The 18232-nt window shown below is 46.4% G+C and carries 16 protein-coding genes; 12 read left to right on the forward strand and 4 right to left on the reverse strand.

The annotated features are described in order from the left end of the window. Window positions 1–295: 295 nt before the first annotated feature. Window positions 296–946: an SDR family NAD(P)-dependent oxidoreductase gene (locus V4U84_RS20505; protein ID WP_334077861.1), complete on the reverse strand. Its 651-nt coding sequence runs from the start codon at window positions 944–946 to the stop codon at window positions 296–298. A 207-nt stretch (window positions 947–1153) separates the two neighbouring features. Between V4U84_RS20505 and V4U84_RS20510 the strand changes: the two genes are divergently transcribed. The 5 genes from V4U84_RS20510 to V4U84_RS20530 all read left to right on the forward strand — a co-directional run bounded on the left by V4U84_RS20510 (window position 1154) and on the right by V4U84_RS20530 (window position 6541). Beyond that, window positions 1154–2053: an AraC family transcriptional regulator gene (locus V4U84_RS20510; protein ID WP_334077862.1), complete on the forward strand. Its 900-nt coding sequence runs from the start codon at window positions 1154–1156 to the stop codon at window positions 2051–2053. A gap of 242 nt (window positions 2054–2295) precedes the next feature. Beyond that, window positions 2296–3171: a DUF4261 domain-containing protein gene (locus V4U84_RS20515; protein WP_334077863.1), complete on the forward strand. Its 876-nt coding sequence runs from the start codon at window positions 2296–2298 to the stop codon at window positions 3169–3171. A gap of 29 nt (window positions 3172–3200) precedes the next feature. Further along, the gene (locus tag V4U84_RS20520; protein ID WP_334077864.1) at window positions 3201–4148 is read left to right on the forward strand and encodes a helix-turn-helix transcriptional regulator; all 948 of its coding nucleotides are present in this window, start codon (window positions 3201–3203) and stop codon (window positions 4146–4148) included. A 79-nt stretch (window positions 4149–4227) separates the two neighbouring features. Then, window positions 4228–4635 carry a VOC family protein gene (locus tag V4U84_RS20525; protein ID WP_334077865.1) on the forward strand — a complete coding sequence of 136 codons (408 nt, stop codon included), beginning with the start codon at window positions 4228–4230 and terminating at the stop codon, window positions 4633–4635. Window positions 4636–5347: 712 nt separating this feature from the next. Then, complete coding sequence (locus V4U84_RS20530; protein ID WP_334077866.1) at window positions 5348–6541, forward strand: winged helix-turn-helix domain-containing protein; 1194 nt, start codon at window positions 5348–5350, stop codon at window positions 6539–6541. 538 nt (window positions 6542–7079) lie between these two features. Here the strand turns inward: V4U84_RS20530 and V4U84_RS20535 are convergent. The 3 genes from V4U84_RS20535 to V4U84_RS20545 form a co-directional block, all read right to left on the reverse strand. Further along, on the reverse strand, window positions 7080–8447 hold the full coding sequence (locus tag V4U84_RS20535; protein WP_334077867.1) for a S41 family peptidase: 1368 nt from the start codon (window positions 8445–8447) through the stop codon (window positions 7080–7082). An 88-nt stretch (window positions 8448–8535) separates the two neighbouring features. Then, window positions 8536–9906: a sensor histidine kinase gene (locus tag V4U84_RS20540; RefSeq protein ID WP_334077868.1), complete on the reverse strand. Its 1371-nt coding sequence runs from the start codon at window positions 9904–9906 to the stop codon at window positions 8536–8538. Continuing rightward, a complete protein-coding gene (locus V4U84_RS20545; RefSeq protein ID WP_334077869.1) occupies window positions 9899–10582 on the reverse strand; it encodes a response regulator transcription factor in 684 nt (227 codons plus the stop codon). The genes V4U84_RS20540 and V4U84_RS20545 overlap by 8 nt, the downstream gene beginning before the upstream one ends. A gap of 372 nt (window positions 10583–10954) precedes the next feature. On the opposite strand from V4U84_RS20545, the gene V4U84_RS20550 reads away from it, so the two are divergent. The 7 genes from V4U84_RS20550 to V4U84_RS20580 all read left to right on the forward strand — a co-directional run bounded on the left by V4U84_RS20550 (window position 10955) and on the right by V4U84_RS20580 (window position 18121). Next, window positions 10955–13078: a bifunctional metallophosphatase/5'-nucleotidase gene (locus tag V4U84_RS20550; protein ID WP_334077870.1), complete on the forward strand. Its 2124-nt coding sequence runs from the start codon at window positions 10955–10957 to the stop codon at window positions 13076–13078. Between the two features lie 245 nt (window positions 13079–13323). Further along, window positions 13324–13947: a hypothetical protein gene (locus V4U84_RS20555; protein ID WP_334077871.1), complete on the forward strand. Its 624-nt coding sequence runs from the start codon at window positions 13324–13326 to the stop codon at window positions 13945–13947. Between the two features lie 63 nt (window positions 13948–14010). Next, complete coding sequence (locus V4U84_RS20560) at window positions 14011–14490, forward strand: DinB family protein (protein ID WP_334077872.1); 480 nt, start codon at window positions 14011–14013, stop codon at window positions 14488–14490. Between the two features lie 84 nt (window positions 14491–14574). Continuing rightward, window positions 14575–15216 (forward strand): hypothetical protein, encoded by a 642-nt coding sequence (locus V4U84_RS20565; RefSeq protein ID WP_334077873.1) that lies wholly within the window; start codon window positions 14575–14577, stop codon window positions 15214–15216. Window positions 15217–15253: 37 nt separating this feature from the next. Continuing rightward, entirely contained in the window at window positions 15254–15910 is a 657-nt protein-coding gene (locus V4U84_RS20570) for a response regulator transcription factor (RefSeq protein ID WP_213506513.1), read from the forward strand. Window positions 15911–15914: 4 nt separating this feature from the next. Continuing rightward, on the forward strand, window positions 15915–17354 hold the full coding sequence (locus V4U84_RS20575; RefSeq protein ID WP_334077874.1) for a sensor histidine kinase: 1440 nt from the start codon (window positions 15915–15917) through the stop codon (window positions 17352–17354). Beyond that, window positions 17351–18121, forward strand: a complete 771-nt coding sequence (locus V4U84_RS20580) for a hypothetical protein (RefSeq protein ID WP_334077875.1) — start codon at window positions 17351–17353, stop codon at window positions 18119–18121. The genes V4U84_RS20575 and V4U84_RS20580 overlap by 4 nt, the downstream gene beginning before the upstream one ends. The last annotated feature ends 111 nt before the right edge of the window (window positions 18122–18232 follow it).

Below are 18232 nucleotides of genomic sequence, written 5' to 3' on the forward strand. Positions count from 1 at the left end.
ATCTGCAGGAATTCTATGTGATCAAGGCTGTCTGATGGGGCACTAGATGCTCAGTTAGGCTGCCGAATACGCTTAGTCCAATTGTACTCCCTAAGGATTGAAACAATTGGACTGTTCCGAGAGCAATGCCGCTTTGCTCCTTGTCGACCGACTCCTGAACAATTAAATCGGTACCCTCAATAGGGGTGGCTTGATCTCTTTGCTAACAATAAAAGAGGCGATCGCCTCAAATAGATTTTATCTACTTTGGGGATTGCCTCTTTCTGTGTAAGGTCATTCCTCTTAGGGTTCGAAGCTAGCTGTACACAATTTCGTGCTCTTCGCGGTTAACGTGCAGCTCCCAGTATTTCTCTGCAATTCGTTCGGGTGAAAAATGAGTGCCCGGAGCTACCGCCCCTGCAATGGTAACCGTTCCGACAAATACACCTTGAGGTTTTAGTTCATCAGCCAGAGTAAAGGCTAGATTGCGTAGCGCTGCTTTGCCTATGGATACAGAAGCGTAGTCTGCCATAGGATACAGCGCAAACCCGCCACCTGTGAAGAGGATCGTTCCTGATTTTTGTTTTACTTGTTCCGGGATAACTTGTAGTGCACAATGTAATGCACCGGCTACATCCACTTGGTAATGAGACACAAGAGATTCTGCGGTTAGGGAAGTTGGTTTTCCGCCCCTTAGGACAGCAGCGTTGTACACCAGCACATCTGTAGTACCATAGTTTCCCTTAATTTGGTCAAAAGCTTCGGTTAATGACAGAGGATTCGCTGCATCCGCTACGATGGCATAAGCTTCTATTCCTTCCGAGCTCAACTCCTGAACATATTGATTTAGCGCTTCCTGATTTCGGGAGACCAGAACAACACGAAAATGATTAACGCCAAATTTTTTAGCAACATGATTTCCGACACCTGGGCCTGCACCAACCACGACGATTAGCTTCTTATTCATTTTTTATCCTCCCTAATAAATAAGTTCAATGAAGAACAATCGCACATCCCCTTCGTCTCCATTTCCATTATTAGTATGTCACAGTTTTTTCGAAACCCTTAGCCTATTTATATCGGGTTTTTGCCTAATCCTATCAGGACCATACAATCTGAACAAAATATCGATTAGAATGGATTTGTTAAAACTGACGGGAAGGGGGAGTAAGTGATGTCTGAGAAAAGTTATGCACATCAGCAGAAACTAGCCGAGCTTATTGAGCGTTATTCTGATGGAGACGGCGTACATGCCACCTCTATTCCATCCTTATTCCTGATCCGTGCATCCGCTATGGCAGAACCAATCTATGTTGTTGACGAGCCTTCTTTTTGCATTATTGTGCAGGGGGAGAAGGAGATATGGTTGGGGGAGGAACACCTTCGGTTTGGTGTCGGGAAGTATCTGGTAACGTCCGTTGACTCACCTGTAGTAGGTCACATCAAAGCTTCAATAGACGCTCCTTATTTAGCTCTCAAACTTGAGTTTGCACCGAGCCAAGTTTTAGAGTTTTTAGAGGATAAAGAGGTTCGAGCAGCACATAGGAAAAGTACGAAGAGGGCGATGTTTATAAGTGAAGTGGAACCGCCTTTGTTGGACGCAGTGGTAAGGTTTGCGGCTTTGCTAGACAATCCAAAACACATTCCGAAACTCGCCCCTTTATTCAAAAAGGAAATCCTTTATTGGATTCTACAAGGACCGTATAAAGATGCTTTGGCACAAATGGCCCTAAAAGGAAGTAACGCCTTTCGTATTAAAAAGGTGATTGAATACATTATCGAAAACGTTAAGCGGTCATTCCAAATAGAGGAACTTGCGGAAATGGCTAATATGAGTGTTGCATCTTTCCATCGGCATTTCAAATTAGTGACTGCCATGAGTCCCATTCAGTTTCAAAAACAATTGAGATTGCAGGAAGCGAGGCGTTTGTTATTAGCTGACTCGTCAGATATAGCCAATATCGCCTTCAGAATAGGTTACGAAAGTCAATCGCAATTCAGTCGGGAATATTCCCGTATGTTTGGTTTTCCACCTAAAGTGGATATAAGCCGAATGAAAGAGAACTCAGGTTAAATTTGAGCGCAATTTTTCCAAATCGTCGTTCAGTTTATTTACATTCAATTGGCATACACGTAAGTTCAACTTGCCCACCCGCTCCATCACAATCCTACACGCATGGGCGTTCGGGTTCGGAAAAGACGATATGACGCATAGACCCGACTTTGGAACCAATTTCCTGGCCGGAGTTGCGTGAACCGTGCGGCAGTCTCTATAGTAGAAGGGAAACTACATACGAACGGAGTGGTGGGGGAGAAATGGAGAGCGAACGCGTGCTTCAGCAAAATTTAGACGAAAAAAGTGAGTTTCAACGGTTGTTTCAAATGTATCTGCTGTTTGAGGAGAACGCGGAACGGCCGAATGCGGAAGCCATTCGGAACGCGTTAGAAACCCGTTGCGGGAAAACGGATACCGTGTCGCCAGACGACGCATTATCGTCGTTTGCCGTAGAGGCTTATAAAGTAGCCTACCAGGAGGGAGAACTGCCGGCCCAGGTGATGATGGCCGACGTGACTCCTTTTCAACCGGAGATGATTACCGACTTGGAGCGCACCCAGTTTTGGACGATGCTGGATGCGGAGGACGTTCTGCAAAAATGCCGCTATAAGCTGCTGATCAGCGACTTCATGGCGGCGGGGCTGGACTATAAATCGCGCAGCGCCTTATTGGCGGATTGGCTGGAGGTTGCCGTAAGCCTGTTCCCGACCTGCAAAGCGATCTGGATTCCATCGAGCGGGAAATTGCTGCATCCGGCCGAAATTGTGGATAATCCGTACGAAGGAGCCGCGAGGTTCTTGCAGTTCGGCATGAATATCCGCTATTTTAACATTCATGGTACCGAAGACAGCTTGGTCGATTCGCTCGGCCTGTTTGCTCTTGGACTTCCGGATGTCCAGTATCATTTTCATACGTTGGATCCGGACGACGTGTCACGGCATGCATTCGCTGTCGCCGCCTACTTGTTTGAAGCGGAGGTGCCGGTGAGCGACGGCGAGACGATCGCCGGCTTGCTGAACGGGGAGATGGCGCCGGATGTGCATTGGCCTTGCAGGTTCGAAATGGCGCTGATCCAGCCTTCCAGAGAAGTGATGGACGTCTGTCCGGGCGAATATGCGGCAGGAGAACGGGATTAAATCTGGCCGACGTTTCAAGGGGGCAGTCCATGAACAGAACAGATCGTTTGTTGGCCATCGTGCTGGAGCTGCAGGGCAGGAAAGTGGTACGCGCCGAAGATTTGGCGGCACTTTTTGAAACCAGTGTGAGGACCATCTATCGCGACATTCAGGCGCTCAGCGAAGCGGGCGTTCCGATTGCAGGCACTACAGGCACAGGGTATTCCTTAATGGAGGGATATTTTCTGCCTCCGATCCGTTTTACAATAGAGGAAGCCGTGACCTTGCTTATAGGAACGGAATTTATCGAGCAACGATTTGATGATGATTATCGTGACAGAGCCAAGGTTGCTAGGAGGAAAATCGAGGTCACGCTATCGGACAGTGTCCGCAGTGAGACGTCGCGTATACGCAAGTCGCTGCGACTGCTCGCTCCCGGCAAACAGGCAGCTGCGTCAAACGAAAGGGAAAATTTCGATAAGATCCGCCGAGCTCTATTGGATGGGCGAAAGATCCGTTTTCATTATTCGAAAAAAAATGCGGATTCCACGGGGAGCCGCCATAGCGAACGTACCGTAGCTCCCTATGGCCTTGTACTCGTTGAAGGGTCTTGGATGCTTGTGGCCCGGTGTGATCTACGCCAAGACATCCGCCATTTCCGGTTGTCTCGAATGGCTGAACTTGTGGAGCTGGACGAGCGATTCGAACTCCCGGAGCATTTTGACTTAAGGGAGTATACGCCTGTAGATGATCGCCACTTGCGGGTATGCCTGCGATTTAACCATGACATCGCAGATAAGGTGAAGGAATCCAACTATCATTACATAGAGGATATGAAAGAGCATCAGGATGGATTGGATGTGGTCTTACGCGTTCATCAGCTGGATGAATTGCTGCCATGGGTGCTTGGCTGGGGAGCGGGCGTAGCCGTATTGGAACCCGAATCATTCCGAAATCGGATTCGTGAGGAAGCCCAAAGAATTCTAAAACGCTACTGACATAATGTTGTCAGTAGCGTTTTTTATAATTGGATATGTAAATGTAAAGGAGATAGATATATAGGAAGGATGAAATCTTGTGAATTTCGCTTCTGTACGCATCATTACGGACGACGTGGATCGTCTCGTCGCTTTCTATGAGAAAGTCATGGGGGTTTCGGCGGAGCGACCCGCGCCCGTATTTGCCGAACTCGTTCTGCCATCATGCACCCTTGCCATCGGCCACTCCCAGACGACGCAGCTATTCGGCGCTGATTCCGCAGTGGGGGCCAATAATCGCACTGTCATTCTAGAGTTCCGCGTCGACGATGTCGAAGCCGAATACGCGCGTTTGAAGCCATTAGTCGATCATTGGGTAATGGAACCGACCACGATGCCATGGGGGAACCGTTCTATGCTGTTCCGCGATCCCGACGGCAACCTGATTAACCTCTTCGAGCCGGTGACCGAGGATGCGATTGAACGGTTTAGAGGTAGACCGTCGTAGTAGGGGAAAGTAAGAATTCTTTGCTTTGGAATTCAGGAGTGTGTTACTCCATAAGCACGCAGTTTCGAGCACATAGAACTGGCATGCTCCTGATTCTTTTTCAGACTCTTCGCCTCGGTGAAGCGGGCTCAATTCTGCATGCTCCTGCCACAATTTCCTTAGGCCCTCGCTGTGCTGCAATAGCGGCCTTTTGGGCCGTTACTCCGGCCCGATTCGCCTCCACCGAGAAAATGGCGGTCAAAAAGGGCCTTATTTCCTGCCGTGGGGTCCAATAATCAGGTTTTCACCTGATTTTTCCTAAAATGGGGCCTTAAAAAGCGGCGATCAAGGTGCCTAGCGTATTTTCCAACCCTTACAGCTTCAAAAAGATGCAAATCTGCAGGTATTTAGGTCGATTCAAGAGGGGATGCGAAAAAAAGATGCAAATCTGCAGGCATTTCTGGCGATTTTAGAGAAACGAGCCGGTTTCGTCGAAAATTCCTGCAGATTTGCAGGAATTTTGAAATTCTTGTTCCTTACAAAAAAACATGCAGATATGCAGGAATTTAATGTTATCAAGGTTGTCTGATGGGGCACTAGCGCGGTGAACCGCATCCTAAATACCGCTTGTTTCTATTCCCTAGATAATGGTAAAATGGTGCGGGAACATGTGTTTGTTTTTTGTGTTTTCCACGAATTGGGGGAATAGTTCCGTTAAGGAGTCGATGCGTACATGATCGAATTGACAAACCGCCAGGCACGGCAATTTCTTTTGTTGAAGCACGGGCTGTTAGGTGAATATCAATTTACTGGAAAACAGGGAGTTTTGGACTTTGTGCGGCAGGTCGGTTGTATTCAATTCGATCCCATCGATGTTTGCGGAAAAAATGCCGAGTTGGTGCTGCAGTCGCGAATCAAAGGATTTACCAAGGACATGCTCGACGAGTTGCTGTATCAAGATAGACTTCTGATCGATTATCCCGACAAGAATCTGGCTATTATGCCTGTCGAGGACTGGCCGTATTTTGAGCGGTACAGGCAGGCCGCCCGGCAACATGCCAAGCGTTATCCCGAAATGGAAGTGTTGACAGAGCAAGTGCGGGTCCACATCCAAAATCACGGTGCGCTATGTTCGGATGATTTAAAATTGGATGGCAATTTCTCGTGGCGATCGGCCATCCACTGGAGCAGCGGAAACAATACGTCCCGGTCGGTGCTGGAACAGATGTACTCGACAGGCGAGTTGATTATCCATCACAAAAAGGGAACACGTAAATATTACGATATCGCCGGGAAGTACATACCGCCCAATCTGCTGAATGCGCCGGAGCCGCTGAAGGGCGAGCTTGAGCATCACAAGTGGCGGGTACTGCGCCGGATCGGCGCTGTGGGTCTTTTATGGAGTCGCGCATCCGATGCCTGGCTAAACATATGGGGATTGAAAGCGGAGCAGCGCAACGAAGTTTTCCGCCAGTTGTTGGACGAAGCTCGCATTGTTGCTATTGGCGTGGAGCAATTAAAGGATACGCTGTATTGCCGCGCGGAGGACTTGCCGCTTATTGAAGCCGTCCTGCAAAATCCGGAGCCGAAATTTCGCTGTGAGCTGATTGCCCCGCTGGACAATTTAATATGGGACAGAAGGCTGATCAATCAATTGTTTGACTTTGATTACACCTGGGAGATTTACACGCCCGCCAACAAACGGAAATTCGGCTATTATGTGCTGCCTCTATTATACGGAGAAAGCCTCATCGGACGAGCCGAGGTCATCGCGGAACGAAAATCCGGGACGCTCGTTGTCAAAAACATCTGGTACGAGAACGGCATACGGCTAACAAAGCAGTTGCGAACAGCCTTGAACCGTTGTTTCCAAAGGTTTGCGCTATTCAACGGATGCGAGACGATTTCGACGGAGTTTATGGACTGAGGTTTCCAGTTCCCCGGTAGCATCTGCCGACAAGCCTCCTTATATCAGGGGGAAGGATTGGCTGCTGTTGTGTTGTACTTGAGGGCAGATGATACCGTCGGAGTCTACATCATTAACGGGAAAATCTCCTGTTAATGTACCGCTCTTGGCTCTTAGCTCGGATTTAGCTGGAAAAGTTCCATCTATTTCACGCTCCTATTGCCGGTATACACAATTTCAGGCGAATTAGCGGGAGGTTTTCCAGCTAATTGGCCTCTGCAGCCGCATACGAACCAAATTAGCGGGAAGAATTCCCTTTAATTCGTACCAAACTATTAGTTGTAGGTCAAGGATGTGAGAAGAGCCCATGCCTCGACTCTCAAGTGCAAATCCAATGGCCGAAAAAGAAAAGGGTATCCGCCCGTCCGCCTTACGGAATGGCTTCGGGATACCCGGTGATTTTGCGGAATGAACGCCACAAAACCCCCGGCATTTACATTTGCCAGGGGCTTGTGTTTTATCCCATTGGAGGAGTCCCGATGAGTGAAAGGGATATTCCTTATGGCTTCTTTTTAAGCAATTCCAAAGCGCGGTTCATCACCGGGTCCTTGCCGGCATCAATATCGGCTTGATTGATCATGATCTTTTCGTCCGGCGGCAGGCCGCGCTGCTCGTAATTAGTACCGTCAGGCGATGTATAGCGTTCGTTGCTCAGGGAGAATAACTGTTTGTTCGGCAACAGTCTAAGCAGCATGTCCGAAAAGTATCCGCACGTCTTTTCCCCGATAACCGTTACTTTGTCCAATGCTTTTAAGGCCATCGTCCCTGTCTCGCCGGCGCTTACCGTCATCGGACTGGTCAGCACCACGATATTGTCAGCTGAAAACTGCTTTGCTCCCGGTTCGATATATACCTGCGTAGGCTTGGAGAATTGCTCGTATCCGCCTGTTCGGGCCTGTTTGGCATACGCCAGCTTGCGTTTCTCGGTAAACAAGCCGGCTATTTTCAACCCGAAGAAGTCCTCACCCCCCTCATTAAAGCGCATATCGATTATAAAGTTGCGGCAGTTCGCCAGATCTTGCACCATTTCCGCCAGTGCTTGGTCAATTTTCTGTGGATCGGACTCGTCAAAACCAATCAGCCTAATGTAAGCGCCGCCGCTTTTCGTTTGGCCATAAACAATGCGCCCGTCGAGCTTGCTCTTTACCGCTTCTTTCATATACCCGTCTTTGACGTTTCGTTGCATCGACTCCGAATTGGCTATGAAAAATTCCTCTCGCTCAACTTTGGACTTGGAGAAGATCGTACCCTTTTTACCGAATATGATGCTGTGTCCGTCGTTCAGCTTTCGGAACATTTGCGTCAAAATGTCTTCCAGTTCTTTCTCGGAGGTAGCGGCGCCAACTTTGGGCCGATACTCTTTGTACACCTCTTTCCAATTCACTTTGACGAGCGGAAAGAAACTGAAATTCTCTTCAAAGGATTGCCAGAATACTTCAAAATTTTGCACGGGATCATTGCTGAATCCGTTATACTTCACCTTGGGAAGATTATCGATCCGTTTGAGATGCTGCACGTACCCCAAGCCATCGGTCAAGCTGCCGTTAACGAAGCGGCCCATCAGAAATCGCGGGGCATTAAATTGCTCCTGGGCATTGATGTTGTCGTGAATTTCATTAATATAAATGTCGCCGTTGTTCTCGATATTTCCTTTCCCGAACGGTACCAAGCTGTCCTTGGTGTAGCTGTAGACCTTAACGGATTGGCCTTCTATTTCGAATATATGGCCATACCCTTCCGATTGCCAAAGCTGGCGCTCGGCGGCTGCGGTTGCGGGGGGCGGCTGCTTCCGGTTCTCCTTGGCCTGGACATAGGTTCCCGACATGCTGAATGTCAGGAGGGTCAAGATGGCAATCCATACTTTCATTGTTGGTCCTCCTTCTGATCCAAAAATATAAAATTGGCTTTTCGAGGATAGTATAAAGCCCGAATTTGTCCTCAGTTTGAACGGAGGATTACAATTCGGGCTTTGTATCTTCGAGGGGAAGTGTGATCGAGAAGGAGGTTCCGCTCCCCAATCTGCTGGACACTTCGATTTTTCCATGATGAAGATCGACAATTCGCTTCACGATGGAAAGACCGATTCCGTTGCCGCTAATATTGCGGTTTCTCGCTTTATCCACTTTGTAGAACGGTTTGAAAATTTGGCTGATTTCCTCCTCAGGTATGCCGATTCCATTGTCCGTTATTCGGACGATCGCGCTTTCGCTTTTCTTGAAGGACTCCACCGTTATCTTTCCATGATCGGCGGTAAATTTGATGCAATTGCCAAGCAAGTTGTTCCACACCTGATTCATCTTGTCTTCATCCGCCACAATGGTTATCGGCTCCAGCATAAGTTGCATATCCAGATTGCGGGCAGACCATTGCGGTTCCAGGCGAATGACAGCTTTGCGCAGTTGCTCGTCGAGACGAAACTTTTGCGGGGCGGGCTTTGCATGCTCGTGCTCCAGGCTGGTCAATTCCAGCAGATCGTCGCACAGTCGGGACAGCCTGTCGCTCTCCTCGTCGATAATATTCAGCATCCGCATACGGGTTTTCTCGTCCATGGACTTGATCTTCAGCACACGGGTATATCCTTTGATCGACGTTAGAGGAGATTGGATTTCGTGGGATACATCGGAAACAAACCGCTGACGGAGCATATCCAGCCTTTCCAATTCAGCCGCCATCGCGTTAAAGCTTAGGGTAAGCTGTCCAATTTCGTCGCGACGTTTGGTAGACAGGCCAACGTTAAAATCGCCCCTGGCCATTCTTTGCGTTGCATGCGTCAGCTTCCGCAGGGGCCTGACCAAATACCGCGCAGCGATCAACACCAGAATACTTCCCAAACCGAGAGTAAACAACTGCTGATACCGGATCAAGGAATCGATTTCGTCGAGGAAAAAACCGGTCTGGGTCGTAACCAACAAGGCGTGCGGCGAACCGTTCAGCGCAAAAGGCAGGCCAACCGTAATCTCGTCATCCTCACTGGACCCGTTGCGATAAATTTTGTTTTGCTTGAGCACTTGCTGCAGATACGGTTGATCCTTCTGCTGGTCTGGAGCAGCGCTCCCCGGGTTCAGCAGCGTTCCCGCGCTGTCATAAAACCGTATCTTATAAAAGGGCGTGGAGCTGCTTACTTCCATGAAAGCCTTCGCATCCTGCGGAGCCAATTTCTTATATAATTGAATGATCATTTGGGCATTGCCAATCATCTTCTCTTCCACGATCGCTTCGATATGGCCTTTGTAGAAATAGCTTTGAACGAAAAAAACCGAGAGCAGGCTGACTATGACGGCCCCCAGAAACGTGAACACGACGCGGGCATAGAGCGAGTTAATCATGATACGCCTCCAGACGGTAGCCCATGCCGCGAATCGTTACGATGCGAAAATCTTCGGCATACTGCTCAAACTTGTCGCGCAGACGTTTGACATGCGTGTCCACGGTGCGTTCATCCCCATTGTACGCGTAACCCCAGATGTCGCGGATCAGCATGTCGCGCGTAAAAATTTGCCCGGGATAACTGGCCAGTTTGTAAAGCAGCTCAAATTCTTTTAAAGGAAGAGCCCATTCCTCGCCCGTATCGGAAAAGTGAACCTGGTAGCTCGTTTTATCGAGAATGACTCGACCGAGCTTCAGGATATGGGAGGTAGCGATCCGATACCTTTTGAGCAGTGCCTTGACCCGCATGACCATCTCCATCGGATCAAAAGGTTTGGTCAAATAATCGTCCGTCCCCAATCGAAAGCCCTTGACTTTGTCCAGCGACTCCTTTTTGGCCGTGACCATCAGCATCGGCTTGTCCCCGGCCTCCCGCAGCTTTCTGCACAGTTCCCAACCGTCCATGCCGGGCATCATAATATCCAAAATGACTAAATCGACGGAATGATGCAAGTAATAATCCCAGGCTTCGAGACCATCCATTTTCTCTACGACGTCCATACCTTCGTCTCTTAATAACAGCCCTGCCAGTTCGCGGACAAAGGCGTCGTCATCCACTACCATAATCGTCGGCAATGTTCATTCACCTCGTACTAACTTTCCCTGCCATGAGAAAAGCATCTATTCGAAGCCCTCCCTATTATCTTACACAGAAAAGGGGGGCCGTTGCAAAACGATTCAATACTCCGTAATCGCCATGATATCTGAGAGGAAAGCATGAGTAAAATTTGAACCTAAAGGATCTGGTATATTGTTCCAACATATGGTACCATGAATTTTACTTTAGAATTGTATGCGTTTTCTTTGGGATCTTGGCCAATAAATAAAGACGGCTCCATTCATTTTTTCAACTTTTTTTACATAGATTTCATACAGTCTACGATGTTTCTGAATTTAATCATGTTAGAGTATGTCAGAAGTAGAAATTGGAGAGGGGTTTTATAATTTATGTCATGGAAAAAGAATGTGGGTAAAAGCACCGTTCGTGTGGCTGCTGCTGCACTATTACTTTCCCAGCTATTAGGCGCAGTAGGTTCTGTCTCGGCTGCAAGCCAAGATGTAGAAGTACACTTGATCGGGATCAATGACCTGCACGGTCAGTTAGATACCACCTCGATGGTTAGTGATAAAAAGGTAGGAACGGCTCCAATTCTAGCAACCTATCTGAAAGAAGCTCAAGCCAAATATGATCACTCCCTACTCTTCCATAATGGAGACTCTGTTGGCGCGTCTGCTCCAGTCTCATCTCTGGATCGTGATGAGCCTACGATGGAATGGATGAATATGATGGGCTTTGATGTAGCTTCTTTAGGCAATCATGAATTCGACCAAGGGATCGCGGCATTAAAAGCACAAATCTTTGGTGGCCTTGATCCCAAAGAGGGCAAGGTAACTCATGCCGGTGCAAAATTTGATTATGTCAATGCCAACGTCATTGAAACCTCCACGGGCAAAACCTTGCTTAAGCCCTATGTTATTAAAGAAGTGGGCGGCGTCAAAATCGGATTTATCGGATTAGTGACGAAAGCTACACCTGCTAAAGTATCGCCATCCGGTACAGCGGGCGTGCGTTTCTTAAGCGCAGAAGAAGAAGTTGAGGCCGTTAATAAATATGCAAAAGAATTGCAAGGTCAAGGTGTAGAGACGATCATCGTCTTGGCGCATGATCCGGCAACTACCAAAGAAGGCGTAACAACGGGAGAAGCGGCTGATTTAGCAAAAGCTTTGCCGGCAGATTCCCCTGTGGACGTTATCGTGGCAGGTGACAATCACGCCTTAGCTAACGGTGAAGTGAATGGAAAATTGATCGTTCAAGCCTATTCTTATGGTACGGCATTTGAAGATATTAAGTTGATGATTGACCCTACGACTGGGGATGTAACCGAAAAATCAGCTACCGTGACAACGACTTTCCAAGAGGGTGTAAAAGAAGACCCTGAATCTTTAGCTATTATTAAAAAATCATTAGACAAACATCCTGAGCTGACGAAGCCGGTAGGTACAACAGATGGTTCTGTCACTCGTACAGATGCTTATAATAACGAAGCGCCTCTAGGAAACCTCATTGCAGATGCCATGCGTCAAGCGGACTTTGGTGATAAAGCAAGCGCTGCTGACTTTGCCTTTATGAATCCGGGCGGCATTCGTGCGGATCTGCCACAAGGCGATGTGACCTTTGCTGATCTTGCTAAAATCCAACCTTTTGGCAATACTTTAGTGAAACTAGAGCTGACTGGTGAGCAAGTTCAAACTTTGTTGGAGCAACAATGGGGAACCAATGCCGACGGTACGCCAAACACAAAAACACTACAAATCTCCGGCTTGAAATATACGGCGGATTTCAATAAGCCAGTTGCAGAACGTGTTACTAGTCTTAGTCTTGAAGATGGCACACCCATTGACCCTGCAAAAACCTATACGGCTGTAGTTAACAACTTTATGGCCGCAGGTGGAGATAACTATAAAGTGCTAGTGGATGCTAAATCATCCTTGGCAGGCCCGATCGATCTGGATGTATTCTACCAGTACATTGTAGATACATTTAAAGGCGGTAAGATTGAGGCTAAAACGGAAGGACGTATCACGAACCTAGCTGCATCTACAGAGCAAACAGAAACACCAGTAACAACAGAAGTCATTTCTCGTGCTGAATTTGTAAGTGCTCTGGTAGACATGTTGAAACTAAACGAAGTAGCTACAGCGCCTACATTCAAGGATGTTGCTGCTGACGCTGCATATGCGGATGCAATCGCTGAAGCTACTCATGCCGGATACATTCAAGGCTACGGCGGTAACTTCAATCCGGATCGTGATATCACTCGTGAAGAAGCGGCTACGATTCTTGCCAAACTGTTGAACCATTCAGCTTCTGATAAAAATGCGGCTACGATCCTTGCAGGTTTTGAAGATGGCGAAACTGTTTCTACCTATGCGGTTGAATCCATGGCAAAATTGATTGACAAAGGTATTCTTAGTGCAGCGGAGAAAAATTTGCTTCAACCTAAACAAGGTCTTTCTAATAACGAAGCAAAGGCTTTAATTCAAAAAGCTGTGGCCGCAAAAGCTTCTTAATTTAGTACTTGTTCAAACCTTATACGAAGGCAGAAAAACACATCCTTTTGGTCCATATCCCAATTTAGGATGTGTTTTTTCATGCTTATATGGCGACTCCTTAGCGATTTTGCGGATAGCGGAGTAGGGCGGAATCTCGGCTGCTAAGGGTATCTTTTCAAGAAAGAAATCAGGTAAAATGTAGGTGGATTCAGGAAAAACAATCTTCTAATGGAAATATATATGATCAAAGGAGTTATGGCGCTATGTCTTTGAATCAACAGCTCCACAAGGAATCCATGAAGTACCTAACGACTGCCCCCCTTCGTGAAAATGACGCTAAGTTTATCAGCGCAATAAGTAATGTAGCCTATGAGTTTCTAACAACAGACGAAGCAGCTTTGATAGAGCAGTTGTATTTTAAATTGAAGAATATCGCACTACGAAACCAAATTCTGTACGGTCTAATCCGGTGCAAGGAATTGGAACTGAAAGATTTTTTTCAGAAAGCCTATAAAAAGGAACGATACTTGGACATGAGGCTGCTCGCAATCCACGGATTGGCACATTATGCCTCAGAAGAAGAGATCGACAAGGTCATGGATCATTTTCTTAAGATTTTGGTAAAAAGGCCGGAGTCTACCCCCTATAACTACCAAGAATATGAGTTTTTAAGGTCTGCCTTCGGGCTGCCTCTCCTCATTAAAAAATTCGGTTATCCCTGTTTTGAAAAAGTACTCCAACAAGTCGAGAAACAGTATCATGATATGCCGGAAGCGTTTCAAGGGCATTTTACCTTTGATGAAGACGGAAAGGCCGTTCAGTTGAGACTTCCAAGCGAAACGAAAAAAATGATTGATCGCTTTTTTGCCTCGCAGTACGGTCGCTAATACCTGAAGACACTCCCATATCTGCTCGATCGGGGGGCGGACATCGGTGAAGGAGGTTGCGATATGTTGAAACTGTTCGAATATAATTGGCAAGTTCGCAAGGATTGGTTTGCTTGGTGTGATACGGTGAGCGAGGAGGAATTAATGAAAAGGCGCACGGGCGGGATCGGATACATTTTACCCACTTTGTATCACATTGTGGCAGTCGAGTATGGCTGGATATGCGGGGGAATTCAGGGGAAAGACATTAACATCCCTCCTTTCGAGGAGTTGGCCAGCGTGCAACAAATCAAAGACTTCTCCGACCGTTGCCACACGGAAGTTACACCGTTTATCTATGATTGGAATGACAGCCTGGAGGACCTGATTATGATTGATATCACGGATGAAGGGGAACAAGAAGCTCATAAATATGGCGAAGTATTGCGGCACGTTATCGCTCACGAGATTCACCACATCGGTCAATTATCAGTATGGTCACGTGAAATGGGGAAGAAGCCTGTCACTGCAAATTTAATAGGAAGAGGATTATTCGCAATTTAGCGTTGATTTGTTTTGTTGAACTAACGGGGGACGATAGGCTAAACTCCGGCGCAAATCGCATTTTTCTTGAGGGAGAGTTGTAAAATGACTATGGACAATCCAATGCATATTTTGGCCCAGAGAAAAGAGAGTATTCTTTACTATGCCGAATCTGTACTATCGAAAGAACAGGGTGCAGGCTGGATCGGCGGGAATGCACCCGCATTCTTTGACGATCAATCAGACCTCATCCACGAAGGGAATCACAAATATGTTTTTTACTTGTGCCTCGTCCATCCCTTTAAACCGGAGAGCATGATTTCGATCTTCATTCCTGAAGACTATGAAGAGTATTTGGAGAATAACATTTATCCAAATTGCTCGATCAAGGTGATGGAACATCCCGTTTCAATGGAAAGCGTCAAAGCACTGTTTACTAACCCGGGTCTTATAAAACACACGATTTCAGACGGTGAGTTAAGCAGTGACGAAAAATCGATGGACCAGTCCTTTTTGATCAAAGTAGGCGGCAACCCGAGACTTATTCAAAATGAAGACTATTATTTTACGAAGCTGAAGGAAGAGTCACTTTCCTTTTTATTTCAAGTAGATGAAGAGGGTTACCCGGAAACGTTGATTCAAGAGGATTACAATTATCCTTTTGGTTTTGGATCACTATATATTTTCGCCAAAATGGGGACGACTGAGATACAACACCCAGTAGCGGGTTTCTGGCAATTCTCTTGAGCATAGTGACTATTATTTGTGTTAGGGGATTCAGAGGATGAGCAAAAAGATTTTGATTGTTGAAGACGACGTTCATATATCCAAAATTATTAAAATGAATCTCAATATTGTGAGCTACGAAACGATGGCGGTTTACGATGGCGAAGCTGCGCTTGAGCTAGTGCAACAGGAAAAGTTCGATCTCATTTTGTTGGATGTCATGATTCCGAAACTGGACGGTTTTGAACTTATGAAACGAATTAAGCCGTACAATATTCCGGTTATTTTTTTGACGGCGAAAAACTCGGTTTATGATAAAGTGGACGGGTTGAAGCTGGGGGCTGATGATTACATGGTCAAGCCTTTCGAAGCGATTGAGCTGCTGGCCCGCATAGAAACGGTACTGCGAAGATACGACAAAGAAGAACAGGTGATGGCATTCCAAACCCTTCTCGTCGATCTGGACAAACGGGAAGTAACCAAAAAGGGGGAAGTTGTAGAGCTAACTCCAAAAGAATATGATCTGCTTGTCGTTCTGCTGAAAAACAAGAACATCGCCTTATCAAGAGAGCAGTTCATCGATAAAGTATGGGGCGCCGAATATTATGGCGAAACAAGAACGGTCGATATGCATATTAAATCACTGCGCAAAAAACTAGAGTTGCAAGATCACATCAAGACCATTTATAAACTCGGGTATCGGCTGGAGGATTGAGGGGATGAAATTTTGGCAAAAAATTTATGTCTTCTCGATTCTGGTCTTCGTCATTATCTTTAACGCAGCCTCCATTATGGTTATCGAGCGCAGCCACAATAGAATGCTTGAGCAGGAGATCAATAGTGCGTTAAGCCAAAATATGAGTATTCAATCCAGTGTCAACGCGATTGTCCCGATCCTTCGCATCTATGATTCTATTGATTACGAGAAAACAGTATTAACGAGAATCGCTAATGAATTTGTTGGTACAAATAATGAACAGCGTGCTTATTTGGATATCAGGGATCGGAAGAATCGGGTGGTCTTCAGTAATACGGATTTCCAAATGCCGACACAACGTGAGGAACTGGGCAAGCTGGGCACGGATGAAATCAAATATATTTTAAGGGATATCGATGAGCGAACGATCCTGTTCACGTCAAATATGGTGGATGTTAACCGTACAAGCTATCTATTTACCTATATGATAGATGTCACCTCTTTATATCAGGACCGTGTAGATCAGTATCAGTTCTTTGTGCAAGTGGATGTGGTGGCTTGTTTCCTCTATATGTTGATCATGTTTTTTGTAAGCCGAGGACTGACGAGATCGATTGAGCGGCTGGGTCGATCTGCTCAGGTCATTGCACAGGGGAATTTCTCCGAACGCGTCCAGTTAAAATCAAAGGACGAAATCGGGATGCTGGCTTACAATTTTAACAATATGGCCGCTGTTGTGGAGGACACCATCACTGAACTTGAGCGGAACAATCAAGAAAAACAGCGGTTTATCAATAATTTTACACATGAATTAAATACACCGCTGACTTCAATTATCGCTTATGCGAATTTTATGAGAACAACCAAATATGATGAGGAAACGTTTCTGGACGGTCTCAATGTGATTTATTCAGAAGGCAAGCGATTACAGATGTTGTCGATGAAGCTGATGAACTTGATCGTGTTGCAAGAGGATAACTTCGAAATGGAGCTGCACGATTTGGGAGCGGTTATAGATGAAATCAAGCCTGCGTTGGACATGATGGCCAAAGAAAAGCAGGTGACAATCGTCACGGAGTGCGAATCGGGCAAACTGAGATTGGAGAGGGATTTGATTAAAGTTCTGATCTTTAATCTGGTGGACAACGCACTCAAAGCTTCGGATGAACAGCAGACTATTATGCTGCGTGTCATATGGCACGATGACTATTGTGTGCTTGCAGTGATGGATCAGGGCATTGGGATCGCTAAGGAACATCAGGATAAAATTTTTGAACCTTTTTACATGGTGGATAAATCCAGGACAAGAAAAGGTAAAGGGGCAGGTCTCGGTCTTGCGTTATGTCAAAGTGTCGCGAGTGTCCACAATGCCGTCATCCGGGTAAACAGCAATGAAAACCAAGGCACTACCATAGAAGTCGTATTCGCACTTACCCATCCGAAAGGAGGGATAAAGGAATGAACAAGCTTATTTTAGTTATCATTTGTGTGGCGTTCATGATCCTTGCGACAGGGTGCCAGAGTGTTTTCAATACAATCCCCAAAGATACCGTCATGGTTAAAAAAATCAGAGAGAATGATAATGCTGAGGAGGAATATGAGGGCGTTCTGTCCCAGGATGCGGTGAAGACACTTAGTCTAAATGCTGTAAATAAGTACTTCGATGAAAATTTGACGAAGGACGAGCTTCAATTCGAGTTGGCGGTCATTGATCAGAATAAGTTTAAAGTTATGCTTAATGAGGCGGAAAAGAGCCTCGTCCATATACCGGCAACGGTTCCAGAACTAAAGGTGAACGATCAAATTGATTTTGCTTCGTATTCTAGCGGCGTGTACTATACGACTCTGACCAAATCGACCGATCCTAATGAAGGCTATCTAATCGTGCTGAATGCGAAGGACGGCGATGTCATTAGAGCTGTCAGAAGGCGAGAAACGATACAGGATGATGCCAGGCCTACAATGGAAGAAGATCTATTGTTAAAATATTTTATAAAAAAATTTACCACTCTCGCAACAGAATTTATTCGGGATAAAGGGAGCTATCCATTGTCCGAATTAACGCTGAAAGAGGACATTACGCGCTCGGGCGGTGTTGTGGAATTTTATTACATGAGCAAGGACGGGGATAAGTTAAAATATGTTGTCACAGTCGATTTGAAACGAAATGAAATTGTCGGTTTCAGTAAGGATGTCATGGCTCTGCTTAGTTACTATTCTAGACTCTAAGCGGACCTACCCGCCTAACCAGTGCTGCAAGACCACACCTACGGTTTTAGCTGCACAAACAAAGAACTGTCAGGGAACCATTTACCTCTGACGGTTCTTTTTTTGTATTTA

It is taken from the genome of Paenibacillus sanfengchensis (assembly GCF_036864765.1).
Taxonomy (GTDB): Bacteria; Bacillota; Bacilli; order Paenibacillales; family Paenibacillaceae; genus Fontibacillus; species Fontibacillus sanfengchensis.

What these genes read in the sequence shown, in the direction of transcription:
- V4U84_RS20505 (WP_334077861.1), bottom strand. Translation starts at nt 946, where the DNA reads ATGAATAAGAAGCTAATCGTCGTGGTTGGTGCAGGCCCAGGTGTCGGA.
- V4U84_RS20510 (WP_334077862.1), top strand. Translation starts at nt 1,154, where the DNA reads ATGTCTGAGAAAAGTTATGCACATCAGCAGAAACTAGCCGAGCTTATT.
- V4U84_RS20515 (WP_334077863.1), top strand. Translation starts at nt 2,296, where the DNA reads ATGGAGAGCGAACGCGTGCTTCAGCAAAATTTAGACGAAAAAAGTGAG.
- V4U84_RS20520 (WP_334077864.1), top strand. Translation starts at nt 3,201, where the DNA reads ATGAACAGAACAGATCGTTTGTTGGCCATCGTGCTGGAGCTGCAGGGC.
- V4U84_RS20530 (WP_334077866.1), top strand. Translation starts at nt 5,348, where the DNA reads ATGATCGAATTGACAAACCGCCAGGCACGGCAATTTCTTTTGTTGAAG.
- V4U84_RS20535 (WP_334077867.1), bottom strand. Translation starts at nt 8,447, where the DNA reads ATGAAAGTATGGATTGCCATCTTGACCCTCCTGACATTCAGCATGTCG.
- V4U84_RS20540 (WP_334077868.1), bottom strand. Translation starts at nt 9,906, where the DNA reads ATGATTAACTCGCTCTATGCCCGCGTCGTGTTCACGTTTCTGGGGGCC.
- V4U84_RS20550 (WP_334077870.1), top strand. Translation starts at nt 10,955, where the DNA reads ATGTCATGGAAAAAGAATGTGGGTAAAAGCACCGTTCGTGTGGCTGCT.
- V4U84_RS20555 (WP_334077871.1), top strand. Translation starts at nt 13,324, where the DNA reads ATGTCTTTGAATCAACAGCTCCACAAGGAATCCATGAAGTACCTAACG.
- V4U84_RS20560 (WP_334077872.1), top strand. Translation starts at nt 14,011, where the DNA reads ATGTTGAAACTGTTCGAATATAATTGGCAAGTTCGCAAGGATTGGTTT.
- V4U84_RS20565 (WP_334077873.1), top strand. Translation starts at nt 14,575, where the DNA reads ATGACTATGGACAATCCAATGCATATTTTGGCCCAGAGAAAAGAGAGT.
- V4U84_RS20570 (WP_213506513.1), top strand. Translation starts at nt 15,254, where the DNA reads ATGAGCAAAAAGATTTTGATTGTTGAAGACGACGTTCATATATCCAAA.
- V4U84_RS20575 (WP_334077874.1), top strand. Translation starts at nt 15,915, where the DNA reads ATGAAATTTTGGCAAAAAATTTATGTCTTCTCGATTCTGGTCTTCGTC.
- V4U84_RS20580 (WP_334077875.1), top strand. Translation starts at nt 17,351, where the DNA reads ATGAACAAGCTTATTTTAGTTATCATTTGTGTGGCGTTCATGATCCTT.